This window comes from Acinetobacter sp. 24-47-62 (assembly GCF_056779765.1).
On record NZ_JBWYIN010000014.1, the window covers coordinates 94,889 to 110,118 of the forward strand.

Annotated in this window: 16 protein-coding genes and 2 pseudogenes; 4 read left to right on the top strand and 14 right to left on the bottom strand. The window is 37.6% G+C overall.

Features of this window, described 5'->3' with window-relative positions; translation table 11 throughout:
- The first annotated feature begins 17 nt into the window (after positions 1-17).
- Positions 18-269 (top strand): type B 50S ribosomal protein L31, encoded by a 252-nt coding sequence (locus AC1M87_RS12110; RefSeq protein WP_035264993.1) that lies wholly within the window; start codon positions 18-20, stop codon positions 267-269.
- A gap of 73 nt (positions 270-342) precedes the next feature.
- On the opposite strand, the gene crcB is transcribed toward AC1M87_RS12110, so the two are convergent.
- Positions 343-723 (bottom strand): fluoride efflux transporter CrcB, encoded by a 381-nt coding sequence (gene crcB / locus AC1M87_RS12115; protein ID WP_481593815.1) that lies wholly within the window; start codon positions 721-723, stop codon positions 343-345.
- 119 nt (positions 724-842) lie between these two features.
- On the opposite strand from crcB, the gene AC1M87_RS12120 reads away from it, so the two are divergent.
- A complete protein-coding gene (locus tag AC1M87_RS12120) occupies positions 843-1,175 on the top strand; it encodes a HopJ type III effector protein (RefSeq protein WP_035264987.1) in 333 nt (110 codons plus the stop codon).
- Positions 1,176-1,199: 24 nt separating this feature from the next.
- On the opposite strand, the gene AC1M87_RS12125 is transcribed toward AC1M87_RS12120, so the two are convergent.
- On the bottom strand, positions 1,200-2,426 hold the full coding sequence (locus AC1M87_RS12125) for a TIGR03862 family flavoprotein (protein WP_481593816.1): 1,227 nt from the start codon (positions 2,424-2,426) through the stop codon (positions 1,200-1,202).
- A complete protein-coding gene (locus tag AC1M87_RS12130; protein ID WP_481593824.1) occupies positions 2,423-3,088 on the bottom strand; it encodes a class I SAM-dependent methyltransferase in 666 nt (221 codons plus the stop codon). Before AC1M87_RS12130 ends, AC1M87_RS12125 begins: the two co-directional genes overlap by 4 nt.
- Before the next feature lie 84 nt (positions 3,089-3,172).
- Here AC1M87_RS12130 and AC1M87_RS12135 point away from each other — a divergent pair, with 84 nt between their 5' ends.
- Positions 3,173-3,352, top strand: coding sequence for a DNA gyrase inhibitor YacG (locus AC1M87_RS12135; protein ID WP_035264978.1), 180 nt, complete (start codon positions 3,173-3,175; stop codon positions 3,350-3,352).
- A 352-nt stretch (positions 3,353-3,704) separates the two neighbouring features.
- Here the strand turns inward: AC1M87_RS12135 and AC1M87_RS12140 are convergent, their stop codons facing one another.
- The 5 genes from AC1M87_RS12140 to AC1M87_RS12160 all read right to left on the bottom strand — a co-directional run bounded on the left by AC1M87_RS12140 (position 3,705) and on the right by AC1M87_RS12160 (position 8,086).
- On the bottom strand, positions 3,705-4,349 hold the full coding sequence (locus tag AC1M87_RS12140; RefSeq protein ID WP_481586765.1) for an MBL fold metallo-hydrolase: 645 nt from the start codon (positions 4,347-4,349) through the stop codon (positions 3,705-3,707).
- A 14-nt stretch (positions 4,350-4,363) separates the two neighbouring features.
- On the bottom strand, positions 4,364-5,380 hold the full coding sequence (gene hemH / locus AC1M87_RS12145; protein ID WP_179999216.1) for a ferrochelatase: 1,017 nt from the start codon (positions 5,378-5,380) through the stop codon (positions 4,364-4,366).
- Positions 5,381-5,505: 125 nt separating this feature from the next.
- Positions 5,506-6,468: a DUF4062 domain-containing protein gene (locus AC1M87_RS12150; RefSeq protein ID WP_481593817.1), complete on the bottom strand. Its 963-nt coding sequence runs from the start codon at positions 6,466-6,468 to the stop codon at positions 5,506-5,508.
- A gap of 72 nt (positions 6,469-6,540) precedes the next feature.
- Complete coding sequence (murI, locus tag AC1M87_RS12155) at positions 6,541-7,425, bottom strand: glutamate racemase (RefSeq protein ID WP_481593818.1); 885 nt, start codon at positions 7,423-7,425, stop codon at positions 6,541-6,543.
- A 49-nt stretch (positions 7,426-7,474) separates the two neighbouring features.
- On the bottom strand, positions 7,475-8,086 hold the full coding sequence (locus tag AC1M87_RS12160; RefSeq protein ID WP_481593819.1) for a DUF1285 domain-containing protein: 612 nt from the start codon (positions 8,084-8,086) through the stop codon (positions 7,475-7,477).
- Between the two features lie 183 nt (positions 8,087-8,269).
- On the opposite strand from AC1M87_RS12160, the gene AC1M87_RS12165 reads away from it, so the two are divergent.
- Positions 8,270-9,982, top strand: a complete 1,713-nt coding sequence (locus tag AC1M87_RS12165) for an electron transfer flavoprotein-ubiquinone oxidoreductase (protein ID WP_481593820.1) — start codon at positions 8,270-8,272, stop codon at positions 9,980-9,982.
- Positions 9,983-10,068: 86 nt separating this feature from the next.
- Here the strand turns inward: AC1M87_RS12165 and AC1M87_RS12170 are convergent.
- From AC1M87_RS12170 to AC1M87_RS12195, 6 genes and pseudogenes are all read right to left on the bottom strand, one after another.
- Positions 10,069-11,136: pseudogene (locus AC1M87_RS12170) on the bottom strand (PoNe immunity protein domain-containing protein).
- 4 nt (positions 11,137-11,140) lie between these two features.
- Positions 11,141-11,585, bottom strand: a pseudogene (locus AC1M87_RS12175) (hypothetical protein); the annotation flags it as partial.
- Positions 11,586-11,964: 379 nt separating this feature from the next.
- Entirely contained in the window at positions 11,965-12,753 is a 789-nt protein-coding gene (locus tag AC1M87_RS12180) for a hypothetical protein (RefSeq protein WP_227554596.1), read from the bottom strand.
- 397 nt (positions 12,754-13,150) lie between these two features.
- Entirely contained in the window at positions 13,151-13,708 is a 558-nt protein-coding gene (locus tag AC1M87_RS12185) for a hypothetical protein (protein WP_481589456.1), read from the bottom strand.
- Positions 13,701-14,576, bottom strand: coding sequence for a hypothetical protein (locus AC1M87_RS12190; protein WP_481589457.1), 876 nt, complete (start codon positions 14,574-14,576; stop codon positions 13,701-13,703). Before AC1M87_RS12190 ends, AC1M87_RS12185 begins: the two co-directional genes overlap by 8 nt.
- Before the next feature lies 1 nt (position 14,577).
- Positions 14,578-15,230 (bottom strand): DUF2345 domain-containing protein (locus AC1M87_RS12195; protein WP_481593821.1); only part of this gene is annotated, 653 nt, incomplete at its 5' end.

Here is a 15,230-nt window from a genome sequence, read left to right on the forward strand (position 1 = left end):
TAATTCGGAGTGTTTCCATGCGTCCCAATATTCATCCTGAATACCATGAAGTACTATTTCATGATACCAATGCAGATCAGTATTTCATCATCGGTAGTACGATTCAATCAAAGCAAACCAAAGAATATCAAGGGAAAACTTATCCCTATGTCACGCTAGATATTTCAAGTGCTTCGCACCCTTTCTATACTGGTGAGGTCCGTCAGGCCAATAATGAAGGACGTGTGGCAAGTTTCAATAAGCGTTTCGGTCGCTTTAAACGTAAATAATAAAATTTTCGACTCTCACAATTTTTAAGCCTAAATTTACTCCTCCAATTTAGGCTTTTTTTTATTCTTATCGTTATTTATTGGTTAAATAAAATTGAGTAAAGGTAAAACTCAAGATCAATCCCAAGAGTCCAATCAAGATACTACTCAAAACATAAATCAGCGCCAGATTGTATTGTCCAGATTTTATCAATTGAAAAGTTTCCAAGCCAAAACTTGAGAATGTTGTAAAACCACCTAATATCCCAACCATAAAAAATAGGCGAGCTTCTTGTTGTAATACAGGATATTGTAAACTGAATGCAAAAAATCCCCCTGCTAGAACACAGCCCAAAATATTCACAATCCAAGTTGCCCATGGAAATTGATATGCATTTTGCATGAACCACATACTGGTCACATATCGAAGTGTTGCACCAATCGCTCCACCACAGGCTACCCATAACCAACTCATATTATGTCCGTTCTCGTGTATTGATCATATTTCCCCCTTAAAAAGTAACGAATTATTGTCTTTGATTCACTCATTTTTTCGTTAAGATGTAGCAAATTTAAACGTGTAAGGACTCAACTATGGCTCAAGCATTATTAGAACAATTAAAAAATGGCGAAGCAAAATTTGCCGACGTAATTTCATTTATTGAAGCAGGTTATACACATACGCCAACCGCATTTAGTAATGGTCAACAATATAATGCCAGTAATGAAAATCAAGGGAGTGCTAAAGTTTTTTCCTTTGCCAAATTAAATGGTCTTTCTCAAGAACAAACATTACAGCTTTTTGCAGAACACTACGCTTCTGTTCTGGCGACACCTGAAGCATCAGATCATCAAAATATCCGTCAATTCATGATTCATGGATGGGATGGCATTAAATTTGAAGGAAATGCACTCACTGCGAAATAATCATAAATAAAGACTAGCGCTTGGCTAGTCTTTTTCAACAGTTTTATTTAGGTATTCAATTACACCTAATCCTGCTGCTCGACCTGTTGCAAAACACGCTGTAAGTAAATAACCACCTGTCGGGGCATCCCAATCCAACATCTCTCCACAGCAGAAAACAATTGGATTACTTTTCAACTGTAACTGTTTAGTCAAGGCAATTTCCCGTACACCACCTGCGCAGCTAATGGCTTCTTCAATGGGTCTAAAACCGTCTAGTTTGATAGATAAATGTTTAATATGCTGAGCCATTTTCTCTGCAAACGCCCAATCATGCTTTGGGGTCAATTCACGTAATAAATTTGACTTTGCAGTGTCTAATCCCAATTTTCGCCAAACATTATTTATGCTTTGTTTCTTAGCATTCTTAAGTTTAGAGATGATTTCATGCTCAGATAATTCTGGCAGTAAATCTAAATTTAAAACCATGGAATCTTGATATTGCAATTGTGTTCGAAGTGCCCGACCATGCTTATAGACCAACCCACTCTCCAAACCATAATGGGTGATCACGATATCCCCCTTAGCTTTGGGCTGATGATCCACCCAAGCTTCAACTCGTTTGAGTGGCGAGCCAAATATAGGTTCCATATACGAAGACCAAGCTCTGACTACACCAGCATTACTCGGGGAAAACGCTTTTAACTCTTCTTTAGCCAACCATGACTGCCAAGCCCCATCACTACCCAACTGCGCCCATGACACAGCGCCACACGCCAATACAATCGCATCAAATTGCTCAGTTCGTATTGAATTGGATTGAGTATCAAAAACTGTCAGTTCATTTTGATTAAGCGCGGTAATTTGATGCCGATAATGAAAATTGACCTTGGTATCTACTAAACTTTTTAACCAAGCACGCAGTAATGGAGCTGCTTTCATTTCATTGGGAAATATACGACCAGAGCTTCCAACATAGGATTCAATCCCTAGGTTTTTCATCCAATTTCGAATCCAACGCGCATCCCACTTTCTCACCCAAGGTGCAAGCCATTCGGCATGATCATAACGACCAATAAATTGATCGATAGGTTCGGCATGAGAAATATTTAAACCTGTTTTACCTGCCATCAAAAATTTACGTGCAGCTGAAGGCTTTTGTTCAAAAATATGAACTTCAAATGCAGGATGAGCAGATAAAACTTCAGCAGCCATTAAACCTGCCGGACCTGCGCCTACGATTGCGATTCGCTTTGAATATTCCAAATTCATAGATCATTCGTTTGTTGATTTTCAGAAGAGATCGGTATTTGCCCCTGCAGAGGCATAAAGTGATCGAAGCGAGTTTGGTACGCTTCAGGTTTTTGAATAATCAACTGCTGGCATAACTCACCACGTTCTAGATACTTCACTTCAAAATGCGTTCTTGCCGAAGTTGAAGGGATTCTTTCTTTAACATAAGAAAGGTTCCAAACATTAAGCAGTTGTTGCTCTGCCTCTTCGATATATTCAGGAATATTGCTGGCCAAAGTGATCGTACCATTCGATTGCAATCGAGACAGTAAAAATTCAAAAAAAGGCATATTCAACCAACGTTGCGCTGGATTATGAGGTTCGGGATTCGGATATAAAATAAAAAAATCTTCAACTTGCTGTGGAAATAGCGCATGTACGATCCAAGGGATTGCATCTGCATGTACAGGTCGCAAATTGGTTTGACCCTCTAGTTGATGCTGTTTTTGCATCGCTAGAAATTTTTCTCTGGTTCGTTCAATCGCGATTAGTTGTCTTTGCGGATTTTGTTGCGTAAACAATAAAGCATGTTTACCTTTACCCGCCCCAATCTCAACACATAGTGGTTCAGCTAGAATCGGTTGAAAATCGCGTGGCGCATACATACGCTGTGCTTGAAATTGACGAATCGGCATAATCAGATCAAACTTATGAAAACGCGACAAGTCTAGCAACTCTAAATGCTTTTGCCTATTTTAGCTGTTTTATTTTACTAGGATTGATTTATGCCAAAAACATTTCCGTGCCCACGCTGTGGACAGCCTAGTCAATGGACTGGCAATGAATTTCGTCCATTTTGTTCTGAACGATGCAAACTTATCGATTTAGGAGCTTGGGCAAATGATGAATATCGCCTTCCAACACAGGATTCTCCTCAAGCTGATCAAGGGGAATATCATGAATAATGCCAACATTGCTCAATATTAAAAGAATAATTCAATTATATTTACACAAACAAAAAAAATTAGCTTTTTTAAGAAAACTCAATAAATGTGATTTTATTTAAGTTTGTGTTGTGATATTGTGATGATAATCACATTAAAACAACAATTCTACTTTCATAAATACATGAGACTTTATAAATTCACATTCATACTCAGTATAATTTTAACTTGCCTAGGCCTCCTTTTTGCAGGTCTAGGCATTTATCAACATGATTTCGTCTTGATTTTAATCTCTGCATTATTTGTGTTAGCTGCTGCCCTTCTATTTTTGGAATTGAATGACATCAATCGAGATCACTTTTTTCGTTTTTAATTAACCAGCTTTACCTGCCACAAAAGGGTTAAACTTTTTCTCATATCCAATAGTGCTGATTGGACCATGCCCTGAGATAAACTGTGTTTCATCTGGCAAACTAAAACATTCTCTCTCAATCGAATCTAACAACTGTTGATGATTTCCCTTTGGAAAATCTGTTCGTCCAATTGAACCCTTGAAAAGAACGTCGCCAGTCCATAACAAGCCATAATTAGCATTATAGAACATGACATGACCAGGCGTATGACCAGGAGCGAATCGAACCTCAAAGGACTCTTCTCCTAATTTTAAAGTTTCACCACCTTCAAGCCACTGATCAACCACAACAGGCTCTGGAATCGGAAAACCATATCGTGCTGAAACTTCCTGAATCATATCTAACCAAAATGCATCTTCTTTATGAGGACCAATTACTGGAATACCCCACTCTCGCGCCAATGCTCCAACCGCGCCAGCATGATCAAGGTGACCATGAGTTAGCCATAACTCCTTCACTGTTAAGCCTAACTCTTGCACAACTTGCATAATTTTTTCAGGCTCGCCACCTGCATCAATTAACACAGCTTCTTTGGTCTCTTGATCCCAAACCAATGAACAATTTTGCTGAAATGCTGTCACAGGAATAATTTTAACTTGAAGCATAGGAACCTTTAAATTTATGCAGAATGTTGAAGGGTAATCTTGAGTGCATCCAGTTGAGCTTCTACTAAATCGACCAACAAATCAATATGTGCTGCATCAGTGTTTAACGCTGGAATATAGGCATAATCTTTCCCGCCAGCCGTTTTAAAGGTTTCGGCATTTTCCACAGCCAACTCTTCTAAAGTCTCTAAGCAATCTGCTGAAAAAGCAGGGCTGAGAACATGGACAGATTGAACTCCTTGTTGTCCCCATTCAGTCAGCAACGCATCTGTATATGGCTTGACCCACTCTTGTTTACCGAATCGTGATTGGAAACTGATAGCCCATTCATCGTCACGTAATCCCAGAGCCTCTGCGACTTTTTTCGCTGTAACTCTACAACGGTCGGCATATGGATCACCTTTATCTGCATAAGGCTGAGGAATCCCATGGAAAGACATTAATAATTTTTCCGCTTTACCGTGTTGAGCCTGAAAAACCTGAACACTCTTTGCCAAAGCCTGAATAAATTTTGGATGTTGATAATAATCGCGTATTAAACTTAAGCCAGGTAAATTTCTCTGCGTTAAAACCCATTTCGCCAATGCATCATACAAAGGTGCTGTAGATGTCGCTGAATATTGAGGAAAAAGTGGAAATAAAATGACGTGATCTTGCGGTGTCTGAGAGAGTTTTTTTAGAACCTCATGAATACTAGGATGACCATAAGTCATTGCAGGAACGACCTGAACATCAAAATCTGGATAATCTTGAATAACTTTTTGACGGATTAAATCTGTTTGCTTCAACAGAATTTCACGCATAGGTGAATCTTCATTCCACACCTGCGCATATGCTTCAGAAACATGCTTTGGTCGAAATGGTAAAACAAAACAATGTAAGATAATTTTCCACAAAAACGATGGAATCTCAATCACACGCTGATCAGATAAAAACTGTTTTAAAAAAGTTCGTACCGCAGGCACTGTCGGGGCATCTGGTGTTCCCAAATTGGCGATAATTACGGTGATTTTCGGCTTTAACTCAGACATCTGATCCACATCAATTCACTGTTTAATTGAGAAATACTTTATCAGAGTCTAAGTAAATTCGGCGTGATTTTATGATTGCTTTTTAAAATGTGAATGACAGAGAAAAACTATCATATGAACTTGATCTATTTATTCATGCATTTCCATAACATCCGCTGACGATCATCTCGTCCTACAGGAACGATCCATTCATTATTACGCATTTGTTGCTTGATGGTATGCAATGCACGTACATTAATCTGTGCTCTAGATACCATATGTGCCTTAGGAAGTTGTAATTGAGCATCGACCAGCCCCGTATCAGTCAAATACTGATTCAACACTTTAGAATAAAAATCTTCTGGTGTTGCTTGGGAAAATTGAGACTCAAGAACAGCATAAATTTCATGCCATCGCATGGAACGTATACAAATAATTTCTTTAAAATGACTATCAACATAGGCATGCATACGATAATCAAAACTGAATTGATCATCCCACTCTATTCTAGGCAAAGATAGAAAAGGATCGACTTCAGATTTGGCTTGTTCCATTTTTGCTTGTGCCAGTTGAGCTCTTAATCGATCAATCTCATCTTGTTTTGCTTGAATGCTTTGTGGTCTTACCCAACCCAAAACAGGGTAACGCTCAAGCATTTGAGGCATATGAGACCTGAGTGCAAGCTCTAATTCACGAGCACTTTTAAAACATACGACCTGATCAACTTCTTTAATGATCTGTTGACGGAAATTTTGAAAGCGCTGTTGAAGATCCACTTCATGCTCTCGTAAATGCGCCTCACGCAATTCTGGCTGTTCATGCATAAATACAATAATGGGCTTTTGCTTAGTCACTGCATAGATATATTCTAAGTGCATGTAACTAATACCAGAGACAGATTGCTCACCATACTGGCTTCCTAAAAGCAGAAGTACATAATCACAATCATCAATTTGACGGCGCGCAAAAGCGGTTGTTACAGGTGTTCTTTGTTCTAAACCCCAGGAAAAAAAACCCATACCGATCAGCGTTTGAGACACAACCATACGCTCTGGCTGCATCTCTTTACCAGAAGTTGTAATAAACACTTGGTAACGCTTATCTAGCATGCCTTAATCCAATCCTGCATCTAGGTAAAAATGCCCTATTCATAAGGCTTAAAATGTATAGCTTGATATTGATCATTCTTCTTCGAATGTATCAGTTAAATTTTCAATTGACCATAGTATTTGATGCCCGATCATATTTTGAAGTACAGGCTGAAGTTCAAGCGCATTTCCGCCACTGACGACACAACGCAACTGCACTGATTTGTCATATGGTTGAGTAGCATTGAATTTATTTTTGATAAGGACTCTTGCAGTTTGTCGTGCAACAGCAAATCCAGAATCAACCAAAGTCAGTCGCTCTGTATAAAGATGCTCAATTGCAGATTTTAAAAATGGATAATGCGTACAACCCAACACCAAAAAATCGGCTTGATCTTGCATGACGGGATCAAGTACTCGTTGTAATGTTGCTATACAGGCTTGCGAATTTTGTTGCCCAGCTTCCACAAAAGGAACCAAATCCAAACTGGTGACTTGATGAACTTTAACACCTAAAGGATCTGCAAAATTCTGCATTACATCCTTGATTAACTGACCTCTAAAAGTCGCTGGAGTCGCCAATACAGCCACCACTTTAGACTGTGTCTGTAAAACTGCAGGTTTTAACGCAGGAACCAATCCAATAATTGGAAATCGCTCACCATAATGCGCCCTTAAGTAATCCAGACTAAAAGCTGAGGCCGTATTACACGCAACAACCGCAACTTTACATCCTTGACGATACAACCACTCAATTGCATGTGCTGTGAGCTGACGAATATCTTGATCTTCACGCGGACCATAAGGGACATGAGCTGTATCTGCATAGTAAAGGATATGCTCATTGGGTAAATATTTTGCTATTTCCAATGCAACTGATAAACCACCAATACCCGAGTCGAAAATACCAATAGGGGCATGTTCAAGTGCATGAGGCATAGGCTCATTAGAGCTCGGTTGGGGTAAAATTGCAGACATCTCAACGACTACTTTTATAATGCTTAAATGAATGGGCTAAGCTTAAACCTCAAGTCCCTAATTGCAATAGCAGATTACCACTTTTTAAATTCAAAACTGATTCACCTTGCTCATTTTCGCTCAACTCCCCCATTTCAACTAAATGAAAAAAAGCTGAACGTTGTATCAATGCGTTGATGCCAAAGCGCACATGCACATAAGGACGCATCTCTCCTTGAAAATCACGCATAAAGATCGGATGATCTTGATCCACAATAATGAGATCTTGAGTGGTCGTTGTTAACTGTAGATAAGAAAGCCCTTGAATCTCGACTTGATCTACCTGATTGACCAATAAAGGTTCATCTTCGACTTCAATTTCGATTTGCTCAACGGGTGTTTTTAAGTAAAATTTGTTGTCTTCTTTCCACAGTACTGTCGAGAATAGGTCAATGAGGCTTTGTCTTTTAATCAATTGACCTTCGTGCCACCATTCACCATTCGCTTTTACTTTCAAATCCATTGAGCCACAACGCTTTGGGTTCCATTGTTCAAGAGGTGGGACTGACCTTTTGTGACTTGACTGTGCATCTTTTAGATATTGTACGATATTGATTAAGTTTTTATCATCAGGTACAAGTGAATCAGGCTGTGCTGTTATAGAATCATTTTGTTTTACCATGGTTTATGCCCTGCTGACGGAAAATAAAGCGACTCAGCCAATTGGCTTGATCAAGGTTTGAACCTATACTAGCGCAAAATATATAAAAGGTACGAGAGCAAAATTGTACCTGCAACTAAGAACACTCATGGCAGCACCGTCGGAATTATCGGTTGCCACCCTTTACTTTATGAGGAGTCCTTTATGGAACACATCGAACGTGAATCGATGGAGTTTGACGTTGTAATCGTTGGAGCGGGCCCTGCGGGTCTTTCAGCTGCGATCAAAATCCGTCAACTTGCAATTGAAAACAACCTCAACGATTTATCTGTATGTGTCGTTGAAAAAGGCTCTGAAGTAGGTGCGCATATTCTTTCTGGTGCAGTGCTTGAACCACGCGCTATTAATGAATTGTTCCCAAATTGGAAAGAAGAAGGTGCACCTTTAAACGTACCTGTTACAGAAGATGAAACGTACTTCCTTCTTTCAGATCAAAAATCTCAAAAAATGCCTCATGCTTTTGTACCTAAAACAATGCACAACGACGGCAACTATGTCATCTCTCTGGGTAACGTTGTACGCTGGTTAGGACAAAAAGCTGAAGAACTTGAAGTATCCATTTTCCCGGGCTTCGCAGCAGCGGAAATTCTGTATCATGCTGATGGCACTGTAAAAGGTATCCAAACAGGTGATATGGGTATTGGTAAAGATGGTGAGCCAACACATAACTTTACCCCAGGCTATGAGCTCCATGCGAAATACACGTTATTCGCTGAAGGCTGCCGTGGTCATTTAGGTAAACGCCTAATTGCTCAATTCGGCTTAGATAAAGATGCTGATCCTCAACATTACGGTATCGGTATTAAAGAACTTTGGGAAATTGATCCAGCGAAGCACAAACCAGGTAAAGTCATGCACGGTGCAGGTTGGCCTTTAACTGAAACTGGTTCATCTGGTGGTTGGTGGCTATATCACGCTGAAAATAACCAAGTATCATTGGGTATGATTGTCGACTTATCTTACCAAAACCCTCATATGTATCCATTCATGGAGATGCAACGTTGGAAAACACATCCATTAATTAAAGATGTATTGGAAGGCGGTAAACGTATTTCTTATGGTGCACGTGCAGTAGTTAAAGGTGGTTTTAACTCTCTTCCTAAATTCACCTTCCCAGGCGGAAGCTTAATTGGTGATGATGCTGGCTTCTTGAACTTTGCAAAAATTAAAGGTTCACACACTGCTATGAAATCAGGCATGTTATGTGGTGAAGCTGTATTTGAAGCAATTAAAGCTGGTGTAGAAAAAGGCGGCGACCTTGCAATTGCTCGTGTGACAGAAGGCGAAGATTTCTTTGCTAAAGAGTTAACGTCATATACAGAGAAATTTAACAACAGTTGGTTAAAAGAAGAGTTATATAATGCTCGTAACTTTGGCCCTGCAATGCATAAGTTTGGTACATTCTTCGGTGGTGCATTCAACTTTATCGATCAAAATGTATTTAAAGTTCCGTTCACTTTACGTGATTTGACACCTGACTACACTGCTTTAAAAACTGTTGATGTTGTGAACTTCAAACCAAATTATCCAAAACCAGATGGTAAGCTTACATTTGACCGTTTATCTTCAGTGTTTGTTTCAAATACAGTACACGAAGAAAACCAGCCAGCACATTTAAAATTAACTGATCCATCAATTCCAGTAAACGTTAACCTTCCTCAATGGGATGAGCCTGCTCAGCGCTACTGCCCTGCTGGTGTATACGAAATCATGGAAAATGATGATGGTTCTAAGCGTTTCCAAATTAATGCTGCGAACTGTGTTCACTGTAAGACTTGTGATATTAAAGATCCGTCACAAAATATTACTTGGGTTGTACCTGAGGGTGCGGGTGGTCCGAACTATCCGAATATGTAATCTCGTTTGAGATCAAAAAACCCGCGAAAGCGGGTTTTTTATTAAACTTCGATAAATACGAAAGTTTCCCCTTGAGCGATATAGTTTTATTCTTCACCATCAAAATACCAATATACTTGACCCCAGTCTTTTTCTAAAAACGTTGGTAAAATCTCACCTTTATTAAATTGCAGACGTTGATTTGGATGAGCAGGTGTCGTCCAATAACCTGTTTTTGGACATTTACCCCCACCTTTGATTTTAATTTTTTCTACCGAATCTTATGCTTATACTTTTTCTGATTGTGCTTTAGCAAAATCGACTAAATCTTTCGGATAAAATTGATGCTCTCGATAAGTTATATCATCAATATCTAACAACCATGTAACAGCTGCCGCTTCCCATGACCAATAACCAAAATAACTGATACCTGATCTAATATCAGGTTGTGGATGTTGATCATGATAAGGTTCACGACGACTGGCTTCATACCAATCTTCTAAGTATTGCAACATCATCGCTGGACGTTTTTCAGGTGCAGCATCAAAAACTTTAATGAGCTTGCGATAAGGCAAATGTCGACGTGCATCATTCGATGGTATGCCTCGATCTGTTACAAATGGAGCAACCAATCGCTCGATTAAGCCATCTTTTTCTTGTCCTTCAGGTGTTGCTTCTGTGTAGTCGATAATCGTCATAATTCGACTCATTTGATCTGCATACCCTGTCAGTAAACCAAAGCATATCAATCGTAAAGCAATATACCAATAATCTTCAGTTCCCAAGGAAATATGCCAGACATAACGTCCACCTGCATCAGAGCTTAAATTATAAAGATGACTCGTTTCAGCATATTCTTCTGCCCAATGAAGAAGATATGGATAAAGTTCTTTTATAGAATTTAAATCCCCGCCTGCTGAATATTGTAAAGATATCAAGTTCAGAGCATCTTTTAATCTTTGATGACCAGATGCTATATATCCACCAAATTTAGAATCATTTTTATAATCGCTAAATCCATCAACAACTGTATATATACCATTAACAAACGTATCAAATCTCTTGTGATACATTTCTTGCTCAAGCAGCTTATCTCTAAATAAACTTGTATCTTTTACTTCTAAACTCAACCATTTTTGCCAATCTATTTCTTGATCATCTACTTGTGTTGACATTCTTTCATCTCTCCAACATCTCGTTTGGTAAAACAAATTCTAATTTAATACCGTGTGCAGTTACTGTCCGTGTACAATTAGGTTTATTTAAGCCTTTACATTTTTCATGATGATCGAATTTATCACCAGTAATAGTAACCAAACTTTGATCATATGGGCATCGAATTGCGATGGTTTTACCTAGTTTTCTTTCTGTGGATGGTTTGAATTTAACTCGTCGCCAATCTTCTATTTGTAAAATCAATTTTTCTTCATGTAACTCAATAATTTTGAGCTTTTTATCTTATTAGCAATCCATAAATGTGACATTTGCACCCCATCACTCACCGTTGTACCGACTGAACGCTTAACCTTATCATCTTGGTCTGATGCCATATAAACATCTAACCCTTTCTTAATACCACCATGGCTGCTTTAGGTATCATCAGTGTTCGCTGGCTCAGTGCATTTTGTCAGCTTATCTATATTTGATGCGATGTATCTTGGTTTCTACCAAAGCGACGATGATAAACCAACCATTATTTTCATAGGTTTCTGCCTAAACCTAAACAGTGAATTATTCGAAGTAACTCATTACGTTCTAGGAACTCAGTTTTATCTTTCCAAGGTTTGCATTTTTCTTAGCGAAACTACTGCAGTAATTTTGTGCACCATTGAGTCTGAAGATCGAAACAAATCGAAATATTTCCACGATTAATTAAAACTTTTTATTGTAATTAGGCCAGTTGGATGTCGAATAGATTTTAGGTGTGGGCTTACTCGTCTCACAATTATATTGCTAAATTAAACCTAACAAACAACTTTGTGAAACAAAGCCCACCAAATATCCTATCTCATATATTGCCAAACATCAGGGTCTACATAGCTGCCATCAATATGATAGCCTTCCAGTTTAATTTTTTGTTCCTTAAATTTACGATCTTTTTCATTTTCCCTCCTTTCATCTAAAAAGGCTTGTTTTAACTGTTCTGCTGTCATTTCATCTGAGTTAGAAATAGCATTAAAACCAGTATATCTAAAATGCTCAAAACTGTATCTCAGCATATACTGTTCTTTTTTATCATCTTTGTATGTTTTAGAAAGAGATATCCCCAAATTAATATTACTATTATATAAATTAAAATACATATGGCCATTAGTCAGATCCATCATTTCTTGCCACTCTTTAAAACTTAAAATATAGCTAGGGTCAATAACCTCTCCCATGTTTTGACTCATATATTTTAAATTATCTTTTTTATCTATACGTTCCGAATAAGGTAAAAAATACTGCTTCCAGTTTTTCTCACTCATTTGCTTCATAAGTTTTACATAAGCCTGATATGCATCTTCTCTAGTCGTATATTCATTAGCATGTAAACTAGCGGTTACATCCATAATCAAAACACCATCATTGCCCATTCGTGCAATTTGCGTCCCCATTACACTAATAACATTATCAATTTCAAAGTTACTTTGTTCAGTTACAATTTTAACCTGTCCCAGTTTGGGCGGTCTCCAATCTAGTGACAAAAAATTCATCCCCGCAGGTTGGCGGTCTATTGGCGCGTTACTATATTGAATAAAATCTTTTAATCCTTGCTGTCCAAAATGTAAAATAGCACTTTGTGGTGGCATGATTTCATTTCCTTTACTTTTCGTATTTGGAGTACAAGCCAATAATAGGCAACATATCGAAAATCCAAAAATTAAACTCAGATAATTTTTCATATTGAAACTTTTGTTAAAAAAATCGTTATTTTTTCCCTTCATTACTACTTGGATGTATTCCAAAGAGAAAGTTTGCTTTGCTCTGACTCCACCCCGTTATTGTTTTTAATTCCTGATGTAAAAAGGCACGCCTTTATCATCCAACATTAAACGGTGATATTTTTCCGCAGCCAAATTAATCTTAACTAAAGATCCGTTATAAAAAATTACTTAGGTTCCACCTGAGGGTGCAGGTAGTGTGAGCTATTCGAATATGTAATGTCTTTTTAAAAAAACCGCTAAAGAGCTCTTTCTCGTTAATTTATCAATCAATTTTTAAAGTTAATCGGTTAAAACTCAGATCATTGCCTTTGAATTCTATGTTTGAGAAAAATCTCATCACTACTTTCTTAGTATTTAGATTGATTGAAAATACATGTACATATATGTAATCTTGATTATTTTTTAGCTCTGTATTGATATATCTGATATTAAGATTATTAATGCAATTTGCATTTAAAATTAAGTCATTTTTGAAGTGATGCCTTGCATTAGGTGATAGAATCATCTCACTTGCAACTCCACCATCTAGATACACAACAATTTTACCAGGAGTACCCAATATACTCTTTGATAATCTATACATACCCCAACTAGAAGGACGACCATCTTTGAAAACATGCAATTGAAATGGTCCTAAATTTTTAGCACTATTTAAATTCTGACTTTCAGATACTTTAAATATCTCATTCAAAACAGTGCAGAAATTTTGATTATCTATCACAATAGCCTCACGATTTGATTCTTTAATTATATTTGATGCTGTAACATTTGAGTAAAAACAAAGTAGAGTTAGAAACATATATGTGAGAAATTTATTCATTTATATAGCCCCAATCTACTAACGGATCAACATCACCCACTCCCAAAACCCAATACTCTTCTTTTGTGGCATCATCACCTTCTCTCCAGATGATATCTTCTGAATTATAATAATGAGTCAAATTTCTTCCATAAAGTCTATGGACATAGTTTGGTTCATTATCTTTCATTATTTTTCCAAGCATTGATTTAGCAATACCAAGCTCGGGATATTGTGGATATTTAAATTTATTTAACGATGACTTTTGTAATTTTTCCCACCAAGAATATGGATTGACTGCAGGAATTGATATAGGACCGTACTTTACGAAACCTTTCCCATCTGGAATTATATCACCTAAGTTTTTTTTTAGAATTTTCTCAGCTTCTTTTGCACAAGTTGAATTCGTTAAAGCCCTATACTTTTTTTCAGAGGAATTATTTTCAATGTATTCTTGTTTTTCCTCATCAAAAATCATACTCAAGCTTTTTTTTCTAATCTGATTTACATCAAACATAATTTTTCTTGCACTATCTTCATTTATTTTAGCACGATATAAATAGCTAACTTCGGTTATAGGATAATCACAGGTTGATAAGTTGCCTATAATATTATTTCCATTAGCTGCAGGCCCAAAACTAAAAAATGTTAATACCTCTTGATTTTTCGTGATATAAAAAAATGCATGACCCCATTCGCCACTATTATTATTTTCTGGGAACTCTGATTTCAAATCGTGATGATTTTTACTTTTCAAAGCAAAGGTTCTTTTAGGTAAATAAGCCAATTCTGGCAAATTAGTCTCTGTTCCAATAACCACATAATATTCATCTAAGGCTACTTCAGATATGGGATTATCTAAATCAGTTTGATATTGTTTATTATTCATTTTAAATATCTACGTCCAAATTGAAATTTTCTTTTTCAGAAGTATAAATTCTCTTTGTTTTTCCTTCTCTGTCCGTAATACCTCTGATCAATTTACCATTTTTACCTGTTAGTACATATTTAGTATTCGTTAGAACCAACCCAAATTTGTTTTTTAAAATGAATTGATGCGAATAAATATCTGTAATAGGTAGTAACGGAATTTCATAACTTATAGAACTGGCCCCCACAAACTGATGCTGCCCTGCCTTAACCTCAAACTTACTTGCAGTCGTAGGAAATACCCCTGAAGCATTTATTTTTAGCTGTGAACCGCCTGCGGTCAGTACGATTTCTTTCGCACTCGTGATGTCGACATTTGCCTCCGTGGAAATAATCTGCACACCCTTTCTAGCAATCAGGTCAGCACCATCTCCTTGTGCTTGAATCTCGATCTTACCTTTCCCTGCATACAGTCGTGCCCCTTCTTGCGCGGCAAATAAACTGATCTTTTTGCTGGCATGTCCGATGATGCTGTCTTGGGTGCTGGTGTTGATGCTTCCTTGTGCAATTTGGTTGATCTGTCCATCTGCACTGAGGTGGATGTCTTCGTTACTTTCTACGGCAATTGAACTTGGTGAAGCCAAGAGCATGATCGCTTGTTTAAAAGCCGCGG